This window comes from Neobacillus sp. B4I6, assembly GCF_050434045.1.
Taxonomy (GTDB): domain Bacteria; phylum Bacillota; class Bacilli; order Bacillales; family Cytobacillaceae; genus Neobacillus.
The window spans coordinates 3189990-3209437 of sequence record NZ_JBNPWB010000002.1; the positions used below are offsets into that span (position 1 = coordinate 3189990).

Here is a 19448-nt window from a genome sequence, read left to right on the forward strand (position 1 = left end):
TCCTTTTTTATATTACATCCTTTAGTAAAAGGAGTTAAAAGGAAGAAAGCAGCCATTCAGGCTGCTCTTGTATCTTACCCTGATTATACCATAATCTACTATTGCAATGCGGACAATCCTTCCAGGCTCGCGAAAGAAATTTTTGCGCCAGGGCATATTTGATTATCCATATAATGCTGTGGATCCGTGCTCAGAATTCGGATAACTTGAACATTTTGCCCATCTAGAGACTCGACTAGGAGTGGAATTCCTTGATAGCTTGCCATTTGTTGATTGCTAGGTGAACTGGCCTCATATGGAAAAATGAGTTCTGGTGGCATCATCGTATAAAGAATCATTGAATCAACACTTCATTCTTTTCTTTATGAAGATCTATCAATTCATTTAACTTTTTCATTGCCTGCCCAAGTCCGCCAACTTCATCGATGAGACCTGTTTTTACGGCATCAACACCAATGACATTTGTCCCTATATCTCTGGTTAAATTACCTTTAGCAAACATTAAATCTTTAAATGTTTCTTCAGTAATTTTGGAATGCTTTGTTACAAAATTGACAACCCGCTCTTGCATTTTATCTATATATTCAAAGGTTGCTGGAACGCCAATCACCAGGCCAGTTAATCGGATCGGATGGATCGTCATTGTTGCGGTTTCCGCAATAAAGGAGTAGTTACAGGAAACAGCAATTGGGACCCCTATTGAATGCCCTCCTCCTAATACAATTGAAACGGTCGGCTTCGATAGGGTCGCTAGCATTTCGGATATTGCAAGACCCGCCTCGACATCGCCACCAACCGTATTTAAAATAATAAGGACCCCCTCAATTTTTGGATTTTGTTCTATTGCAACGAGTTGAGGTAATAAATGTTCATATTTTGTTGTTTTATTTTGTGGCGGCAGTGCTAGATGTCCTTCAACTTGACCAATAATGGTCAGACAATGAATTTTAGAATCAGTTGAAAGCTGTGGAACATTGGTTTGTCCTAGCTGCTGAATCTTTTCTATCAATGCAGAAGAAGGTTTTTCCTCTTTTTGAGGCTCCCCGCCTTCTTGGTTTTCAGATTCATTTTTTTGTATGTCGTTATTCATCCTAATACTCCCTTCAAGCATGATATAGTTTAGTATTTACCTGTAGGAGGTAATTTCATGCTTAAAATAAAAAGCACTGGATCCCCAGTGCTTTTTATTAAGAGTAATATTCCATTTATGATATAGGTTTAGCTTTTTTAGATTTCCATAATTATTGGAAGAATCATTGGTCTTCTTTTTGTTTTTTCATATAAATTTCGGTTTAATTCTTCTCTAATATCCTGCTTTAAACTTGACCATTCAAAAGAATCTTTTGCAATATTTCTTTCTACAATGTCTCGAACTAGATTTGTTGAATCATCCATCAATTTTTCGGATTCACGAACATAAACAAAGCCTCTTGAGATAATCTCCGGTCCTGCAGCTATTTTCCGATCTTGTTTTGTTAAGGTCACTACCACAATAAGAATTCCATCCTGCGATAAAAGTCTTCGGTCGCGAAGGACTATATTTCCAACATCACCAACACCAATTCCATCAATTAGTATATTCCCAGATGGAACCTTTCCAGCAAGGGCAAGCTTCCCTTCTTTCATTTCAAGGATATCACCACGGTCTGGAATTAAGATTTGTTCATCGGTAAGTCCACATTCCATAGCCAATTTTCGGTGAGCCTTTAGCATCCGGTATTCACCGTGAACAGGTATTAAATATTTCGGCTTCATCAAGTTAATCATAAATTTTAATTCTTCTTGGCTTCCATGACTTGATACATGGATGGTTCTTTTACCTGATATAACATTTGCCCCGGCTCTAAAGAGCATATCAACAGTCTTGAATAAAAATACTTCACTACCCCTAAGAGGTGAAGCAGCGATTAAAACGGTATCTCCCTTTTGAATATTAACCACTTTATCAATTTGCTTTGCCATTTTCTGTAATGCCTCTATAGGTTCACCCTGACTTCCAGTCATTAATACGACTATTTCTCGGTCTTGATAATTTTTTATCTCACTAATAGGAATGATTAAATCCTCTGCTACTTCTAAATATCCTAAATCAAGGGCAATATGATAAATTCTTTCAAGACTTTTCCCTACCACTGCGACTTTTCGTCCATTCTCATTTGCTGCATTAAAAATATGCTGGATTCTATTTATATCTGAAGCAAAACAAGCAGCAATAATCCTCCCCGGTGCATTATAGAAAGCATTTGACATTTCACGCTCAACAATTGCTTCAGATGCGGTGTACCCCGGCTTTTCTGCTTCTGTACTATCAGACAACAAACATAATACCCCTTGTTCTCCGATGGATGCCATCTTCCCAATTTCTGGTTTATAAAGCTTTGTAGCCGCTTGATCAAATTTAAAATCACCAGTATAAACGATAATCCCTTCAGAGGTATGTATACAAACACCAACAGAATCAGGGATACTATGATTGGTTTTAAAGAAGCTTACATCAACAGCATCCAAGTTAATAATCGTATCCGAATCCACCTCAATAAAATTTGTTTTACCAAAATAATCTTGTTCTCTAAGTTTAGCATTTGCAAGGGCAAGTGTTAGCTTGGTTCCATAGACAGGGACATCTAATTGACGAAGTACATACGATAAAGCCCCTATATGATCTTCATGGCCATGAGTTAAGAAAATTGCTTTTACCCGGTCTTTATTTTCTTTTAAGTATGTAATATCCGGAATTACTATATCTATGCCAAGCATTTCTTCCTCGGGGAACATTAAGCCGGCATCTATGATAAATATGTCCTTGTCCACCTCAACAAGATACATATTCTTTCCGATTTCTCCTATACCACCAAGTGTAATTAACTTAATGGAATTATTTATTTTCTGTACCAAATTGTAAATCCTCCTAAGTTGAAACGAGTATACGCCGTTAACATGCGCTTCCGCTTTTTAATTTCCGATCGAGATCAGTTAGAGTTATTATACTAGATTTCTGAAAACCTTTCCAACATTTATAATAATTATGCTAATTCTAAACAAAAAATAAGCCAACCGAATGATCCTTCGGTTGGCTTTAGGTAGTCATTATAACTTATTTAATAAAGTAATTAACGCTGCACGTTCTTGTTCTGTTAGCCCTACGAGAGGAAGCCTCACTGATCCAACGTCTAATCCAGCTACCTGTAAGGCTGTTTTAACAGGCGCAGGACTAGGAGCAGTAAATAAACCTTGCATGAAAGGGAGGAGATGCTGATGCAACTTTGCAGCCTTTTCATTCTCACCATTAAAGAATGCCTTTACCATTTCTTGCAATTGATTTCCAATCACATGTGAAGCAACCGAAACAACGCCTGCACCGCCAATGGAAAGAACAGGGATTGTCAGGCTATCGTCCCCACTATATAAAACAAAATCATCATCCGTATTGGCAATGATGTGTGTCATTGCATTTAAATCCCCGCTTGCCTCTTTGACTGCAACAATATTAGCTAATTTAGAAAGTCTAATGATCGTCTCGGGAAGGATGTTAACTGCAGACCGGCCAGGGATGTTGTAGACCATAACCGGCAGGGATGTAGCTTCTGCAACGGCTTTAAAATGCTGATATAGACCTTCCTGATTTGGTTTATTATAATAGGGTGCGACAACCATTATAGCATCCACGCCAAGTTGCTCAGCTTTTTTTGTCAATTCAACAGATGCATAAGTATTATTGCTTCCTGTTCCTGCTATTACGGGAATCCGCTTTTTTACCGTTTTTACAACATGATCAAATAATGCCAACTTTTCTTCCTTAGTTAACGTTGGGGATTCACCAGTGGTTCCAGCAACCACAAGTGACTCTGTTCCATTTTCAATTAAAAAATTCACTAATTGCGTGGTCTTGGCAAAATCAATATGTCCTTTTTTATCAAAAGGGGTAACCATTGCCGTCGATACTCGCCCAAAATGAACCATATTCTTACTCCTCTCAATACAATCCAGCATACTAAAAACACTCATTTTCTCTTTCGAATTCATTTATAAGGATTTACCATTGAATTGGTGGAATCATCTATAAATCTGAAAGATTAAATTCAAATGATTCTTCTTCTAATTGAAAAGCATCATGAAGGGCATTTACGGATTTAACCAAGTCCTCCTGCTTTACAAGTACCCAAATCGTAGTATGACTATCTGCAGATTGTAGTATCCGAATTCCATGATCCGATAAGGCCGTTACGATTTTCGAAGTAACTCCAGGAACTCCGGCAATCCCTGCACCAACAACAGAAACTTTTGCACAATGACGCTCTACGACAGGATCATGACCTAATTTGTTTAAAACCTGTATTGCTCGATCGGTCATTTCCTCTGTTACTGTATAGATTACTCCGTTTGGCGAAATATTGATAAAATCTACACTGATTCCTTCATTGGCCATCGCCTTAAATACTTCTGCTTGCAAGTAATATTGATCCTTTTTAGCGAATACCTTTATTTGCGTAACATTTGAAACGTGAGCGATTCCAGTTACAACTCGTTCCTTTATGTCACTGCCACGATTATTTTTATTTAATGAGGTTACCAAGGTTCCTAAATTATCTGAGTAGGTTGAGCGAATCCTAATTGGTACTTTTGCCTGCATTGCGATTTCAACTGCTCTTGGATGAATGACCTTTGCACCCTGATAAGCCATATTACACACTTCTGTGTAAGTTACTATGGGAAGTGGCCGTGCATTTTCTGCAATGCGTGGATCGGCTGTCATAATTCCTTCCACATCAGTAAAAATATCTATCCATTCTGCATTAAGGGCAGCACCTAAAGCTGCAGCTGAGGTATCACTTCCGCCACGACCAATTGTGGTAATATCGCCATTTTTTGCAGCTCCTTGAAAACCGGCAACCACAACAACATCATTTTTCTCCAACTCACTTAGCAACCTGTCACATTTCATTTCATTGATTTTTGCATTTGTGTGGTCGTTGTTTGTTCGGAAGCCTGCTTGAGCGCCCGTTAATGCAACAGCATTAATACCCTTTTCCAATAACATATTTACAAAAACGACACTAGAAATAATCTCACCGCAGGACAATAATAAGTCGTGTTCCCGTTTTGAGATTTTGCTTAAGTTCCCATCGATTAATGAAAGTAATGTGTCCGTAGCATAAGGGTCACCTTTTCTTCCCATCGCACTGACAACTACAACCACTTTATAGCCATCAGCTAAAGCTTTCTCGATATGGCCTTCCGCATATTTCCTACCTTTTTCATCTCTTACAGATGTACCGCCAAATTTTTGAACAATAATTTTCATGGTGACACCAAAACCTGCCTTTTTGATGTAACTTTATTTTACAATACCTAATTTAACTAAACTTTCTGCGATTTGAACAGAATTCCAAGCTGCTCCTTTGAGTAAGTTATCAGAAACCACCCACATATGGAAACCACGAGGCTCATCAATGTCTTTTCTAATCCGTCCAACAAATACATCATTTTTCCCAACGCAATTCGCAGGCATAGGATATAGTTGATTTTCCGGATCATCCTGCAAAATAACACCGGGGGCATCTTTTAATAATGCTTTAATGTCATTCGCACTTATGTCATCCGCTTCAATTTCAAAATAAACAGATTCAGAATGACCTACTGCTACTGGTAGTCTTACACAAGTAGCGGAAACCTGTAATTCTGGTAAGTGCATGATTTTTTTTGTTTCATTAATCATTTTCATTTCTTCAAATGTATATCCATTGTCTTGAAACTTATCAATTTGTGGAATTGCATTAAAAGCAATTTGATAGTGATTTTTATCTGATTTGACAGGTAAAATCTTAGGCTCATATACTTCACCGTTTAAGATTGAACGAGTTTGTTCCATTAACTCCTCGACAGCAGCGGCACCAGATCCTGAAACAGCTTGATATGTTGAAACAATAACTTTTTTCAAACCAAATTGTTGACGGATTGGCTCAAGTGCTACAACCATTTGGATGGTAGAACAATTGGGATTAGCAATAATACCATTTTGATGGTGAAGGTCCGCTTCGTTCACCTCAGGAACGACTAATGGTGTATTCTCATCCATTCTAAAAGCGCTAGTGTTGTCCACCACGATAGCACCACGTTTAACAGCTTCTGGACCAAGTTCCTTTGATACACTCCCGCCCGCACTGAATAAGGCAATCTCGACCCCTTCAAAACTCTCAGGCTTTGCTTCTTCAATGATATATTCCTGACCATTAACCTCCACTTTTTTACCAGCTGAACGTGCGGATGATAATAAAGTAAGTTTTCTGATTGGGAAGTTCTCTTTTATTAAAGTGTGAATCATTTGTTGTCCTACTGCTCCTGTTGCTCCAACAACAGCAACGTGATATCCATTTTGTTGATTCATTACAGGTTCCCCTTCCATACTAGCTGGTCATTATATTTCAAAAAGGAATTGGCCTTTATATAGCTGCCAGCATGTTATTCATATTTTTTATTATCTCATCAGTGGGTAATGAAACTCCCCACTGATGATAGAATAATTTATTTTACCATATTCCTTTAAAGAAATAACCTTTTTTGATGAATGAGGGGGGATAATTAGTCAGAATCTTTATATCTTTCTACTAACACTGGTTGAATTTGTTTCCCTTCGATCGCAGCTTCGACTGTTTCTGTGAGTAACGTCATTCTTGCTACCATTGAATTTGGCTTTTTTATTGGGTCATCCTGGCCATAGGGAATAAAATAAATATTCTTTGTTGCCATTAGCCTCATTAAGTTTACTCCATTTAATCCAAGTGCATCGTTAGTCGAAATTCCGAGTACAACAGGCTTTAAATTTCTCAATGTTGCTTTCGCAGCCATTAATACTGGACTATCGTTCATTGCGTTGGCAAATTTACTCATTGATACACCGGTTAATGGAGCAATGACCATACAATCAAGAGGGATTTTGGGTCCTAGAGGCTCGGCTTTGACGATCGAATCTATGACTTTATTTCCTGTTAAATCTTCAATTCGCTGGATCCAATCCTCGCCTTTACCAAACCGGGTGTCTGTATTTTTAACTGTAAAAGTTACCACTGGCATTACTTCAGCACCGGCTTGAACTAATTTTTCTATTTCAGGGAATACTGCATCGTACGTACAATGAGAGCCAGTTAAGCCAAAGCCAATTCTTTTACCCTTTAAACTCATTTCACTTTCCCCTTTCGCTTTCGTAAATCATCTTGGAGCAGTTGAGCAAGAACATTTGCCAGAATTTGGCCGGCTGTTTTTGGTGCAACAATCCCTGGCAATCCCGGGGCAAGCAATGCTTTTATTCCCCTTTTCTCCGCATATCTAAAATCAGTTCCTCCCGGCTTTGATGCAAGGTCAATAATGAGCGTATGTGATGGCATTTTAGAAATAACCATCGCTGTTACGATTAAATGTGGTGCTGTGTTAATTAATATATCAGTATTCTTTACTTCATTTTCCAAATCCTTCAAATGAAACGGTGTTAAGCCCATTTCAGTGATTCTTGCCAAATGTTCACTTTTCCTAGCCCCTACCTTAACTTTGGCTCCAAGGGCTGCAAATGTTCTCGCCACACTCATACCAACTCTGCCTAACCCTAGAACCGTAATATTCGACCCATGTATTGTAAAATCAGTGTGTTGGATCGCCATCATAATCGTCCCTTCTACTGTAGGGATTGAATTATAGATGGCTACATCATCCCTTTCAAATAACTGAATAAGAGTCCGTTTAGCTTGCTTGGTAATCCCATTTAAATAAGCATTGCTGATTCCTGAATAAATCGTACAATGTTCTGGAGTCTTGGAGAGTAAATCCCCTGTCAAAATAACCTTTTCATTTGAAAAGATTGTTTCTACCTGCCCTTCTAAATTTGTACCAGGCACTGGCAAGATCAGGGTATCCACTGTTGAAAAGTCCACCTCATCCAGCTTTTCCTTGACTGCACCTGTAAAAGCATGATCAAGCTGTTCAAAACCAATAAGCGATAATCTCGCATCTAATTCAGTTAACTTACGGATGATTTCCAGCTGTCTGGCATCCCCGCCAATCACGGCAATCTGCATCCCTGTCAGCATGAAAACATTCACCTTCTTCTTTTTAAAAATCCTACTAAGAATTCCTTTTCTATATATCACTTCACCATCTTATGTAGGTTAACTTCATTCGGTGAGTTTTCCATACATACTAAATAAAAAAGCCCAAGCAAGTTGATACTCGCTTGGGCTTTTTTTGCTGAAGTGGTATTAATCTTCATCCGGTACATCGATTATTATCATATCTGATCCTATCTTTTTAATGTGCTGCCAAGGAACTCTGATTTCTTCCCCTTGTTTTCGTAAGCCAAACCATTTAATTGAAGGTATTAGCAGTGCTTGAATTTGTCCGGTGCCTTCATTAATCTCTAAATCCGTTTGTCCAAGTACACCTAGCCGTTCTGCCTTTTTTACGTCAACAATTTCCTTTCCACTTAATTCACTTAACCTCAATACAAGATCCCCCCTTCATTTGCCCCTTATTAATAGTTTATAAATGGAAGTCCCTATTTAGACTAAGAAAAGCACAAGCGCTGTTAAGTGGATCTTTAGTATCTAGGACAACAAAAAAGAGGTAATCCATCAGCATGGATTACCTCTTTTTATTTACGATAATGTATTCGGAAATTCTCCGTCTGGACTAATTAAAGTCACGGAATAGTTGTCTGTAAAAACGGCCTTTGTCATTTCGTCCACACTTTTTTTGGTAACTCCATCAATCTGATCAATAATTTCATCCAGTGAACGATGACGTTTTAATAAAAGTTCATTTTTACCATTACGACTCATCCTGCTATTTGTACTTTCAAGACTTAGCATCAAGCTGCCCTTAAGCTGCTCTTTACTATTAGTTAATTCCCTTTCAGTAATCCCTTCTTGCTTTAATTTATTAAGTGTTTCTTGGATGGTTTCAAATAGTACATTCAGCTGTTTAGAACCTGTTCCACCGTAAAGCGTCACAATTCCACTATCTTGATAAGCTGAATGGTAAGAGAAAACTGAATAGGCTAATCCCCTTTGCTCACGGACTTCCTGAAATAATCTCGAGCTCATGCTGCCGCCCAATATATTATTTAATGTAATTAAGCTGTAGATGTCTTCATGCCCAACCTTTAATCCTTCAAAACCAATACATAAATGGGCCTGTTCTGTATCTTTCTTGCGCGAAATTCGATTCGAATGGAAGGTAGGTATATTTTCAATTGCTTGGTTGTTAGCACCTTTATAGGATCCAAAATACTTTTCGACTTCTTTAATAAATGTTTCAGATACATTACCTGCGATTGAGATAACAACATTTTCAGGAGTATACCTTTCATGAATATATTCCTTTAACGTTTGGCCAGTAAACGTATTAAGTATTTCCTCTGTACCTAGTATTGGATATCCTAGTGGATGATCTCCATACACTGCTCTACTAAGTAAATCATGAACAATATCGTCTGGAGTATCTTCGTACATTTTTATTTCTTCTAAGACTACATTTCTCTCTTTGTTTAGTTCCTCTTCCACAAAAGTGGAGTTAAAGAACATATCAGCTAACACATCTAGTGCAAATTGGGAATGTGTATCAAGGACTTTTGCATAATAGCAGGTATACTCCTTTGAAGTAAACGCATTCACCTGTCCGCCAATACTATCAAAGGATTCGGCAATTTCCTTAGCAGACCTTGTGGTAGTACCCTTAAAGAACATATGTTCCAGAAAATGCGAAATACCATTGTTTTGTGGGTTCTCATCTCTTGAACCCGTACCAATCCATACTCCTATTGCAACTGAACGTACAGTAGGGATATTTTCTAAAACAATTCTAACTCCATTTTGGCAAGTATATTTATTAATCATCGACTTCCTCCAGTCTATATACAGAAGCTGCTTATACTCCATCTATTATTATACTTAGTAAAATGTTTTTTCTCCAATTCCCAGTATATCTTACTGTGATTATTACTCAACTCTTTCTTCGCTCATTAACTCAGAAACTGTTCCAATTTCAAGGTTTTTTTGATTGATCTGCGTGATTAAACGATCGAGCGATTTCGCAGTGGCTTCTGTTGGATGCATAAGGACCATTGAGCCATTATTAATTTTTGTCATTACACGATTTATAAGTACATCTGGTGATGGTTTTCTCCAGTCAACCGTATCAACGGTCCACATAACCGTCATCATTTTTAATTCGTTGGCAACTTTTATTGTCTCATCCCGAAAACTGCCACTAGGCGGAGCAAACCAAACACATTTCTCCCCTGTAGCCGCTTCTATAATTTCATTCGTTTTCACCATTTGTTCCCTTGCTTTTCCAGCCGTCAATTGTTTCATATCAGGATGAGAATAGGAATGATTCCCCACTTCATGACCAGAACTGACAATCATTTTAGCAAGATCGGGATTTTTTTTGACCCAATTTCCTTCTAAAAAAAAACTAACCTTTATATTATGTCTTTTAAGAGTAGCAAGCATCTCCGATAAATATTCATTCCCCCACGCTACATTAATAATAAACGTTACCATTGGTTTATTAGGGTTACCTTTATAAATTGGAGCTGGCGGCAAATCTTCAAGGTGAACCTTTGGCTTTTTCTGGGTAAAGACAAGGTTCTTTTCATTAAAAACACCTTTGTCTTTCATATGCTTATAGGAAGCTGCAATGTTAACCTCTCGCCCATTATAGCCCGGAATTGCCTTCCAGACCCTATCAATAGTCGCATCTATAGGCGGTATTTCATATGTAGGGGCATTTTTAACAATACTTTGATAAAGAGGGTCTGACTTTTTTGCTGTTGGCACTGCTGATTCCTTTTTTATAAAAGGATTACCCACGGCGATCCAAACTGCTAAACAAATACCAATGAGGATAAATACCTTTTTCAATTAACTTTCCCCCTTTCCATACAGATTATGTATAGGAGGGACAAGGTAGAACTTCAGGATACTGTTCGCCGCTGATTCTAAAGAATATAGAGAGAATTATTAAAAATCATACACGGAAAAAAGCCAGGGTTTGTCCCCTGACTTCCTTATCGTCTCAGATTAAATGTCCCGAGTCTCTTGTTATTGATTTTCAGCCTTTTCACGCTGTTCCTTTAAAATAGCTTTACGTGAAAGGTTTACACGGCCCTGTTTATCAATTTCGGTTACTTTCACTAGAAGTTCGTCCCCGATCTTAACAACATCCTCTACTTTACCTACTCGTTCTTCGGCAAGTTCAGATATATGAACGAGACCATCTTTACCCGCAAAGATTTCCAGGAAGGCTCCAAATTTTTCAATTCGTTTTACCTTACCAAGATACATTTCGCCTACTTGAACTTCACGAACAATATCTTCGATGATTTTCTTTGCCTTTTGGTTCATTTCTTGATTTGTAGAGGCAATAAATACGGTACCATCCTGCTCGATATCAATCTTAACGCCAGTTTCCTCAATAATCTTATTGATTTGTTTACCGCTCGGTCCGATAACGTCCCTGATCTTATCTGGGTTAATTGACATGGTTAAAATCTTAGGTGCAAACTGAGAAAGTTCTCCTCTTGGTTCCGTAATGGTAGCAAGCATTGAATCTAAGATGTGCATTCGGCCAACTTTTGCCTGCTGGAGGGCTTCTTCTAATATTTCACGAGAAAGACCTTCAATCTTTATATCCATTTGAAGTGCAGTAACCCCTTTAGCAGTACCTGCTACTTTAAAATCCATATCTCCAAGATGGTCTTCCATTCCTTGAATATCAGACAAAACAGTATAATGTTCTCCAGATTTTACAAGTCCCATTGCAATTCCTGCTACAGGAGCCTTAATCGGAACACCTGCATCCATCATCGCTAATGTACTAGCACAAATACTTGCCTGCGAAGTGGAACCGTTAGATTCAAGTACCTCAGATACAAGTCGAATGGTATATGGGAAATCCTTTTCAGATGGAATAATTGGTTCAAGGGCACGTTCACCAAGGGCACCGTGACCAATTTCACGACGACCAGGTCCTCGGATTGGGCCAGTTTCACCAACACTGAATTGAGGGAAGTTATAATGATGCATAAAGCGCTTTTCTTCCTCAATTCCAAGACCATCAAGAATTTGTACATCACCCATTGCGCCGAGAGTACAAATGCTTAGGGCCTGAGTTTGTCCACGTGTGAAAAGTCCAGAACCGTGGGTACGTGGTAAAATACTTATTTGTGAAGAAAGCGGACGGATTTCATCAATTTTTCGGCCATCAGGACGAATCTTCTCCACTGTTATTAATCGGCGAACTTCACCTTTTACAATCTTGTCCAATATTTGCTTTACTTGCTTCATATCTTCATCTGTAGCTTCTTGTTCCACAAATTTGGCAATCACTTGGTTTTTTACTTCTTTAATGGCATCTTCACGGGCATGCTTTTCTTGGACCTGAATGGCTTTTACCATATCAGCTTCGCATATTTCCCTTACTTCTGCCTCAAGTTCCTTATCTATTTCGTAAAGATTGATTTCTCTTTTTGGTTTGCCAATTTCAACGACAATTTTCTCTTGGAACTCAATTAACCGTTTAATCTCATCATGGCCATACATAATTGCTTCTAGCATAGTTTCTTCAGGAACCTCTAACGCACCTGCTTCTACCATGTTGATTGCATCTTTAGTACCTGCAACAGTTAAATGGATATCACTTTTTTCAGCTTGTTCTACAGTTGGGTTAATAACAAATTCATTGTTAACCCGTCCTACGATAACACCAGCAATCGGTCCTTCAAAAGGAATATCTGATGTACTAAGTGCTAACGAAGATCCGAACATTGCAGCCATTTCGGTAGAACAATCCTGATCCACACTCATGACAATACTAATAACTTGTACATCATTACGAAAGCCATCAGCAAATAGCGGACGAATCGGTCTGTCAATTAGTCTGCTTGCCAAAATTGCCTTTTCACTCGGGCGACCCTCACGTTTAATAAAGCCGCCTGGGATTTTTCCGACAGCATATAAACGTTCCTCATAGTTAACTGTTAATGGAAAAAAGTCTAAGTTTTTTGGTTCCTTTGAGGCTGTTGCCGTACTCAATACTGCTGTATCTCCATAGCGTACCAAGACTGCACCGTTTGCTTGCTTTGCTAATTGTCCAATTTCGACAGTTAATTTACGGCCTGCCCAAACCATGGAATATTCATGTTTCAATTGTTCCATATTTTTACCCCTCTCTATCTAAATCACTTAGGAGGATGATGCGAAAATTTTCACTTCCGCTGTACTCATCATTCTAAATCTAACTATTATTAAAAAGCTTAGAAAGCTATAGTTTAAATGCGAAATCACCTTAATAGTATGCACAAAAAAGTCATGACTTAAAAATATGTATAAAAAATTCTTTATTTTCTTTTCCTCTTTTTAAAGCTAATAAAAAAGCGGGAATAATCCCGCTTCTGTAAACTAACGACGTAGACCAAGCTTATTAATTAACACACGGTAACGTTGAACATCTTTGTTACGTAGGAATGTTAAAAGATTACGACGTTTACCAACCATTTTCAAAAGACCGCGACGTGAGTGGTGATCTTTTTTATGAGTACGTAAGTGCTCATTCAAATTGTTGATTGATTCTGTAAGGACAGCGATTTGAACTTCTGCAGATCCAGTGTCGCTTTCATGAGTTTTAAACTCATTGATAAGTTCATTTTTACGTTCTTGAGTGATTGCCATCCGGATTCACCTCCTAAATTTTACAAATCCCCTGGTACCGAGCAAGCGTTGGTGATTCGTCTTGCCAAGTAGAGGTTATTTTTAATACGTTAATAAGAATACAACTTTTCACATCAAAAAGCAAGGCTATAACGAAGTTTATTGTAGGAAAAACGCCTTTTATAAGTGAGAATGTGGAAGATTGTCTTGTTTTTTAAAATACTCTAGTGAATTTTGCTTATCTCTTTCAATTTGTGCAACGAGCTCTTCAATCCCTGAAAATTTTTGTTCCTTACGTAAGGGAAGATGCCACTCAATGACCACTTCTTCACCATAGATATCTTTATTAAAGTCAAATAAATGAACTTCAACAGAAGGATGTAAGGCTTCCTTATTAAATGTTGGTTTATAACCAATATTACAGACTCCATTGTACCATTGGGTTTCAACTTTCATTCTTACTGCATATACGCCGGTCGGCGGGATCATGTAATCGTCATTTAAGTCAACATTCGCCGTTGGAAAGCCAATCGTCCTGCCTCGTTTATCACCATGAATGACTTTGCCCGATGTTGTATAAGATCGTCCAAGAAGTGATAAAAGCGCGTCTGTTTTTCCTTCTTTAAGCAAGTTTCTAATTCTAGTTGAACTAACCTTTTGATCACCTTGAGTAAACTTTGGAACGACCGAATAAGAAAATTGATCTCTTGAATGGAAGGGCAATGTTTCCATCGTCCCCTTTCCCATACGCCCATAGGTAAAATCAAAACCAGCAACTACGTGCATTACGTTTAGTCGAATAACATATTGATCAATGAATTCCTGAGGAAGCAAATTGGCAAATTCAGTAGTAAAGTTAATGATAAATAAATAATCAATACCAAGTTCTTCGATAATTTTTATTTTTTCAGATAATGGAGTAATATACTGTATCTGCTGTTCCATTTTCCCTAACACTACCGAAGGATGGGGGTCAAATGTCATGACCGCACTGCAAATACCTTTTTCTTCAGCATGCCTTTTTGCCTCAAGAATTACCTGTTGATGACCACGGTGCACTCCATCAAAGTAGCCCATAGCCATTGCTAGGGGCGGAAATTCAACATTTGTTATATCGTATGGAAATCTAAGCTTAATTACTTCCAATGAAACTCACCTTTTCTATACCGTACCTTTTTCTTCTAAATCATTACGTAACACTTTAACTGGTTTAAAGAGGTCTGGCTTGCTTGGATGTTTTGAATAAATAGCAAGAGCTAGTCCATCAGCAGTTTCAGTGACAATCGGTCCGTTACTAGTTTTTAAATGCTCTGGCATTTGTAATAATGCGCCATTTTTCACTTTCTCTGCTACTTTATCATTAATTAGGAATTTCGGCAAATGAGAAAGTGCTGTTTCTAAAGGCCTTAATACACTTGAAATTGTCCCAGCCTCCATATGTTTTTCAATTTCATCAAACGTCAAACAATCCTCCAATGAAAAAGCAGCAGATTGAACTCTTTGTAAAAAGGACATATGTGCAGGGAAGCCCAGAATTTCACCAATCATTACCGCTAAAGTCCGGATGTAGGTCCCTTTACTGCAACTGACCTTAAACCTAAACTGTACAGTTTCACCGATAAATTCATCACGGTCATCTAATAATTCGATGGAATAAATCGTTACCTTTCTAGTGGGACGTTCGACTTCTATACCCTTCCGTGCATATTCATATAGACGGACCCCTCCAACTTTTACTGCCGAGAACATAGGAGGTGTTTGTTCAATTTCACCGGTTATTGAATGAAAAACTTGGAGAATCTCTTCTCGTCGAATGGTCCGATCCACTGGTTTCTGCTCCACAATTTCACCAGAAGCATCTTCAGTAGTAGTCGAAAAACCAATTGTTACTTCTCCCTCATACGATTTACCCGCATCGGTTATGTATTCAGCAACTTTTGTTGCTTTCCCTATACAAATTGGAAGCACTCCTGTTACGTCTGGATCAAGAGTACCCGTATGCCCTACCTTTTTTGTTTTTAAAATCTTTCGCAATCTAAACACACAATCATGGGATGTCAAACCCGCAGGCTTATATAACGGTAATATTCCTTCCAATTAAAATCCTCCAATCAAAAAATTATCGAAAAAAAAGGATAGACAATGTCTATCCAATTATTCTTCTTCACTTTTTTCTAAAGGCTTTTCATCCTTATGCAGTTGATGAAGAAGTGTATCAATTCGATTCCCGTAATCGATAGATTCATCCCATTCAAAGATGATTTCAGGTGTTTTACGAAGGCGAATACGGTGGCCAATTTCGGTCCGAATAAAACCTTTTGCTTTGGCCAGCCCTTTTAAGGTATTTTCCCTTTGCTCTTCATCACCTAATACGGAAATATACACTTTCGCCTGTTGTAAATCTCCTGTTACTTCAACGTCGGTAACCGTCACAAAACCAATACGTGGATCTTTGATTTTGCGACCGATGATGTCACCTAGTTCTTTTTTCATTTGTTCTCCAACACGATTTGCTCTGTGGCTCATCACATTCACCTCTTAACTTAAAGCCATTCAATCTCGGTGATCGTTCTCTCTATTTCTGGAAATGAGTCGATTAATTTCAAAGCATTTTGCAACTCATGTTCCGTCGATACACGCGTGGAAGTTACGACAACTATGGCAATTTTCGTTCGTTGCCACATATCCTGAAAGCCAACTTCTGATACAGAAACATTAAATTTCTGTTTTAAGCGTGTAAGGATTCGTTGAAGGACAGCCCGTTTCTCTTTTAAAGAATGAGCATCATAGATCATACATTCACATTCGGCCACACCGATGATCATTTACGTTCAATTTCTTCCATTACGTATGCTTCAATGATGTCCCCTTCTTTAACATCATTAAAGTTTTTAATTGTAATACCACATTCGTAACCTTGGGCAACTTCTTTTACATCATCTTTAAATCGTTTTAACGCATCAATATTACCTTCAAAAGTGACAACACCGTTACGAATTAAACGAATACCGCTGTCGCGAGTAATTTTACCATCCGTTACATATGAACCAGCAATTGTTCCTACCTTTGAAACTTTAAAGGTTTGACGGATTTCTGCTTGACCAATTATTTTTTCTTGGAATTCAGGATCAAGCATACCTTTCATTGCTGCTTCAATCTCTTCAATCACTTTATAAATTATACGGTGAAGACGAACGTCAACTTTCTCCGCTTCTGCTGCACGTTTCGCATTTACATCAGGGCGAACGTTAAAACCGATGACGATGGCATTAGACGCAGCAGCAAGACTAATATCCGACTCATTAATTGCTCCAGCACCGCTATGAATAATTTTGATGTTAACACCTTCAACATCTATTTTTTGAAGAGAAGCGGCAACGGCTTCAGCAGACCCTTGAACATCCGCTTTAAGAATGATGTTTAAATCCTTCATTTCACCTTGCTTTAATTGATCAAAAAGCGTTTCTAGACTAACAATGGATTTTTCACCACGTTGGGCTACCAGTGCTGTTTGAGCTCGTGATTCTCCAACTTGACGTGCAGTTTTTTCGTCTTCAAACACAACGAAACGATCTCCAGCTTGTGGCACGTCATTAAGTCCAGTTATTTCAACAGGAGTTGACGGACCTGCCTCTTTGACACGGCGTCCTTTGTCATTCACCATTGCACGGACACGACCAAAGGTATGACCAACAACAATTGGATCACCAATTTTTAGTGTACCGTTTTGGACAAGTAAGGTTGCAACGGATCCACGCCCTTTATCTAATTGTGCTTCGATAACAGTACCAACGGCTTTACGATTTGGATTCGCTTTATATTCTTCAACTTCACTAACGAGTAATATCATTTCTAGAAGGGTGTCAATGCCTTCTCCCGTTTTTGCAGAAAGTGGTACAAAGATAGTATCTCCACCCCATGCTTCTGATACTAATCCATGTTCAGTTAATTCTTGCATTACACGGTCAGCATTTGCAGCTTCTTTATCCATTTTATTAACTGCTACAATAATTGGAACCTCTGCAGCTTTTGCATGATTGATTGCTTCAACTGTTTGCGGCATTACACCATCATCTGCAGCTACTACTAGGATGGTAATATCAGTTATTTTAGCACCACGTGCACGCATTGTCGTAAAGGCAGCGTGTCCTGGTGTATCAAGGAAGGTAATCTTTTTCCCGTTTTCAACCACTTGATAGGCACCAATATGCTGGGTAATTCCCCCCGCTTCACCTTCTGTAACCTTTGTGTTACGGATGGAATCTAACAAGGTTGTTTTACCGTGGTCAACGTGACCCATTATTGTTACAACAGAAGGTCTTTCCACTTGAGAATCCTCTGAATCCTCAGTAAAGTACACTTCAAGATCTGTTGTATCAACTTTAATTTCTTCTTCCACTTCAACCCCATATTCGCTTGCAATCAATTCAATCGCATCTTTATCTAAGACTTGATTAATTGTGGCCATGACACCTAGTAAAAAGAGCTTTTTAATAATCTCTGAAGGCTCACGGTAAATCTTCTTTGCTAATTCGCCTACAGTTAGAGATTCACTGAAAGTAATTTTCGCTGGAAGCTCCTTCTCTTTTTTCTTCTGTGGCTGGGCTTGTTGAACTGGTGTATGTGTTTTTTTCTTATTTTTATTATTATTATTACGATTTTGATTGTTATTATAAGGCTTGGCTTTAGCTTTATCAGCATTGCTGAAAACCTTATTTTCTTTGGATTGATTTTCCTGGTTTTGCTTTTTGCCTTCGACCGTCTTTGGAGGAGAAACAACTTTTACCTTGCTAGGAGCGGCATTTTTATCAGCAGCTTCTTCAAATGCTTTAGGAGTTTTCGTCTGAACTTGCGGCCTTTGCGTTGACTGTGCAGGTCTTTGGTTTTGGCGCTGCGCTTGAGTTGGACGAGAGTTTGTTCGTTGTTGCTGCTGTCCATTTTGTTTATTCTCTGTGTTTTGCTGTGGCGCCTTGTTATCCTTTTTACTGAATGTTTCGTCAAGCTTTTTAACTTCTGCTTCTTCTATTGTTGCCATATGATTGGAGACCTCTATATTCATTTCTTTTAGTTTTGTGATGATATCTTTACTTGAAATGTTGTGTTTTTTTGCATACTCATATACACGTATTTTACTCATCTTTTCACCCCCGCTAGATTTAATCGAGCAACGTTACCATTTTTTTGGCAAATCCATCATCCAGAACAGCTACAACAACGCGGGCTTCCTTGCCAATTGCTTGACCAAGAAGATGACGATTTTCCACAATTTTATATGGAACCTCATACGAATTACACTTATCAGTAATCTTTTTTGTCGTATTTGCAGAAGCATCTGCGGATAATAAAATGAGATGCGCCTTTCCGCTTTGAATCTGCTTCACGGTAAGCTCCTCACCTGATATGATTTTGCGTGCTCGATTGGCCAAGCCAAGCAATGACATCCATTGATTTTGTTTCATTTGGATTGTCAATTCTCCTTCTCTATAAGCTCAAGTAGCTCTTCGTATAACGAATCATTTATAGAAACCTGTAAGTGATTAGATAGGGTATTTTTTTTCTTGGCTAGTAAGACAGCTTCCTTGTCCCTTGAAAGGTAAGCACCCCTTCCGGATTTCTTCCCCGTCAGGTCGATGGATACCTCCCCTTCCTTTGAGCGAACGATGCGAACAAGTTCTTTTTTCGGTTTCATATCACCGGTTGCAACACACTTGCGCATAGGAACTTTTTTCTGATTGTTCATTCATCATTCAC

General features: G+C 38.4%; 20 protein-coding genes. All 20 read right to left on the bottom strand.

All coding sequences use genetic code 11. The features are described from left to right. Window positions 1–98: 98 nt before the first annotated feature. Window positions 99–338: a YlzJ-like family protein gene (locus QF028_RS17815; RefSeq protein WP_215000399.1), complete on the bottom strand. Its 240-nt coding sequence runs from the start codon at window positions 336–338 to the stop codon at window positions 99–101. Beyond that, window positions 335–1090, bottom strand: a complete 756-nt coding sequence (locus QF028_RS17820) for a ClpP family protease (protein ID WP_429467419.1) — start codon at window positions 1088–1090, stop codon at window positions 335–337. Before QF028_RS17820 ends, QF028_RS17815 begins: the two co-directional genes overlap by 4 nt. A 137-nt stretch (window positions 1091–1227) precedes the next feature. Then, the gene (locus tag QF028_RS17825; protein ID WP_429467422.1) at window positions 1228–2895 is read right to left on the bottom strand and encodes a ribonuclease J; all 1668 of its coding nucleotides are present in this window, start codon (window positions 2893–2895) and stop codon (window positions 1228–1230) included. A gap of 192 nt (window positions 2896–3087) precedes the next feature. After that, complete coding sequence (dapA, locus tag QF028_RS17830) at window positions 3088–3960, bottom strand: 4-hydroxy-tetrahydrodipicolinate synthase (RefSeq protein WP_429467425.1); 873 nt, start codon at window positions 3958–3960, stop codon at window positions 3088–3090. Window positions 3961–4057: 97 nt separating this feature from the next. After that, a complete protein-coding gene (gene dapG / locus QF028_RS17835) occupies window positions 4058–5302 on the bottom strand; it encodes an aspartate kinase (protein WP_410888852.1) in 1245 nt (414 codons plus the stop codon). A gap of 33 nt (window positions 5303–5335) precedes the next feature. Beyond that, a complete protein-coding gene (gene asd / locus QF028_RS17840; protein ID WP_429467427.1) occupies window positions 5336–6385 on the bottom strand; it encodes an aspartate-semialdehyde dehydrogenase in 1050 nt (349 codons plus the stop codon). Between the two features lie 194 nt (window positions 6386–6579). After that, complete coding sequence (gene dpaB / locus QF028_RS17845; protein WP_026566481.1) at window positions 6580–7179, bottom strand: dipicolinate synthase subunit B; 600 nt, start codon at window positions 7177–7179, stop codon at window positions 6580–6582. Next, entirely contained in the window at window positions 7176–8078 is a 903-nt protein-coding gene (gene dpaA, locus QF028_RS17850; protein ID WP_168242784.1) for a dipicolinic acid synthetase subunit A, read from the bottom strand. The genes dpaB and dpaA overlap by 4 nt, the downstream gene beginning before the upstream one ends. Window positions 8079–8246: 168 nt before the next feature. Further along, window positions 8247–8489, bottom strand: coding sequence for a YlmC/YmxH family sporulation protein (locus tag QF028_RS17855; protein WP_429467432.1), 243 nt, complete (start codon window positions 8487–8489; stop codon window positions 8247–8249). Between the two features lie 153 nt (window positions 8490–8642). Next, complete coding sequence (locus QF028_RS17860; RefSeq protein ID WP_429467433.1) at window positions 8643–9881, bottom strand: M16 family metallopeptidase; 1239 nt, start codon at window positions 9879–9881, stop codon at window positions 8643–8645. Window positions 9882–9983: 102 nt separating this feature from the next. Next, window positions 9984–10910 (bottom strand): polysaccharide deacetylase family protein, encoded by a 927-nt coding sequence (locus QF028_RS17865; protein WP_429467436.1) that lies wholly within the window; start codon window positions 10908–10910, stop codon window positions 9984–9986. A 180-nt stretch (window positions 10911–11090) separates the two neighbouring features. Further along, window positions 11091–13205: a polyribonucleotide nucleotidyltransferase gene (gene pnp, locus QF028_RS17870; RefSeq protein ID WP_429467439.1), complete on the bottom strand. Its 2115-nt coding sequence runs from the start codon at window positions 13203–13205 to the stop codon at window positions 11091–11093. A gap of 243 nt (window positions 13206–13448) precedes the next feature. Further along, a complete protein-coding gene (gene rpsO, locus QF028_RS17875; RefSeq protein ID WP_026566475.1) occupies window positions 13449–13718 on the bottom strand; it encodes a 30S ribosomal protein S15 in 270 nt (89 codons plus the stop codon). A gap of 159 nt (window positions 13719–13877) precedes the next feature. Next, on the bottom strand, window positions 13878–14843 hold the full coding sequence (gene ribF / locus QF028_RS17880; protein WP_429467443.1) for a bifunctional riboflavin kinase/FAD synthetase: 966 nt from the start codon (window positions 14841–14843) through the stop codon (window positions 13878–13880). Window positions 14844–14858: 15 nt separating this feature from the next. Then, a complete protein-coding gene (truB, locus tag QF028_RS17885; RefSeq protein ID WP_215000380.1) occupies window positions 14859–15794 on the bottom strand; it encodes a tRNA pseudouridine(55) synthase TruB in 936 nt (311 codons plus the stop codon). Between the two features lie 57 nt (window positions 15795–15851). Continuing rightward, on the bottom strand, window positions 15852–16223 hold the full coding sequence (gene rbfA, locus QF028_RS17890; protein WP_088086394.1) for a 30S ribosome-binding factor RbfA: 372 nt from the start codon (window positions 16221–16223) through the stop codon (window positions 15852–15854). Window positions 16224–16240: 17 nt separating this feature from the next. Beyond that, the gene (locus QF028_RS17895; protein ID WP_088086393.1) at window positions 16241–16522 is read right to left on the bottom strand and encodes a DUF503 domain-containing protein; all 282 of its coding nucleotides are present in this window, start codon (window positions 16520–16522) and stop codon (window positions 16241–16243) included. After that, window positions 16519–18834, bottom strand: a complete 2316-nt coding sequence (infB, locus tag QF028_RS17900) for a translation initiation factor IF-2 (protein WP_429467446.1) — start codon at window positions 18832–18834, stop codon at window positions 16519–16521. Before infB ends, QF028_RS17895 begins: the two co-directional genes overlap by 4 nt. Window positions 18835–18853: 19 nt before the next feature. Continuing rightward, window positions 18854–19156 carry a YlxQ family RNA-binding protein gene (locus QF028_RS17905; RefSeq protein ID WP_088086391.1) on the bottom strand — a complete coding sequence of 101 codons (303 nt, stop codon included), beginning with the start codon at window positions 19154–19156 and terminating at the stop codon, window positions 18854–18856. A gap of 8 nt (window positions 19157–19164) precedes the next feature. Then, window positions 19165–19437 (bottom strand): RNase P modulator RnpM, encoded by a 273-nt coding sequence (gene rnpM / locus QF028_RS17910; protein WP_088086390.1) that lies wholly within the window; start codon window positions 19435–19437, stop codon window positions 19165–19167. Between the last annotated feature and the right edge of the window lie 11 nt (window positions 19438–19448).

Excerpts from the sequence above, each read along its gene's own strand:
- dpaA (WP_168242784.1), bottom strand. The coding sequence starts at position 8,078 with ATGCTGACAGGGATGCAGATTGCCGTGATTGGCGGGGATGCCAGACAG.
- infB (WP_429467446.1), bottom strand. The coding sequence starts at position 18,834 with ATGAGTAAAATACGTGTATATGAGTATGCAAAAAAACACAACATTTCA.
- QF028_RS17905 (WP_088086391.1), bottom strand. The coding sequence starts at position 19,156 with ATGAAACAAAATCAATGGATGTCATTGCTTGGCTTGGCCAATCGAGCA.
- pnp (WP_429467439.1), bottom strand. The coding sequence starts at position 13,205 with ATGGAACAATTGAAACATGAATATTCCATGGTTTGGGCAGGCCGTAAA.
- dpaB (WP_026566481.1), bottom strand. The coding sequence starts at position 7,179 with ATGAGTTTAAAGGGTAAAAGAATTGGCTTTGGCTTAACTGGCTCTCAT.
- QF028_RS17820 (WP_429467419.1), bottom strand. The coding sequence starts at position 1,090 with ATGAATAACGACATACAAAAAAATGAATCTGAAAACCAAGAAGGCGGG.
- asd (WP_429467427.1), bottom strand. The coding sequence starts at position 6,385 with ATGAATCAACAAAATGGATATCACGTTGCTGTTGTTGGAGCAACAGGA.
- QF028_RS17895 (WP_088086393.1), bottom strand. The coding sequence starts at position 16,522 with ATGATCATCGGTGTGGCCGAATGTGAATGTATGATCTATGATGCTCAT.
- rbfA (WP_088086394.1), bottom strand. The coding sequence starts at position 16,223 with ATGAGCCACAGAGCAAATCGTGTTGGAGAACAAATGAAAAAAGAACTA.
- rpsO (WP_026566475.1), bottom strand. The coding sequence starts at position 13,718 with ATGGCAATCACTCAAGAACGTAAAAATGAACTTATCAATGAGTTTAAA.
- dapA (WP_429467425.1), bottom strand. The coding sequence starts at position 3,960 with ATGGTTCATTTTGGGCGAGTATCGACGGCAATGGTTACCCCTTTTGAT.
- QF028_RS17860 (WP_429467433.1), bottom strand. The coding sequence starts at position 9,881 with ATGATTAATAAATATACTTGCCAAAATGGAGTTAGAATTGTTTTAGAA.
- rnpM (WP_088086390.1), bottom strand. The coding sequence starts at position 19,437 with ATGAACAATCAGAAAAAAGTTCCTATGCGCAAGTGTGTTGCAACCGGT.
- dapG (WP_410888852.1), bottom strand. The coding sequence starts at position 5,302 with ATGAAAATTATTGTTCAAAAATTTGGCGGTACATCTGTAAGAGATGAA.
- QF028_RS17815 (WP_215000399.1), bottom strand. The coding sequence starts at position 338 with ATGATTCTTTATACGATGATGCCACCAGAACTCATTTTTCCATATGAG.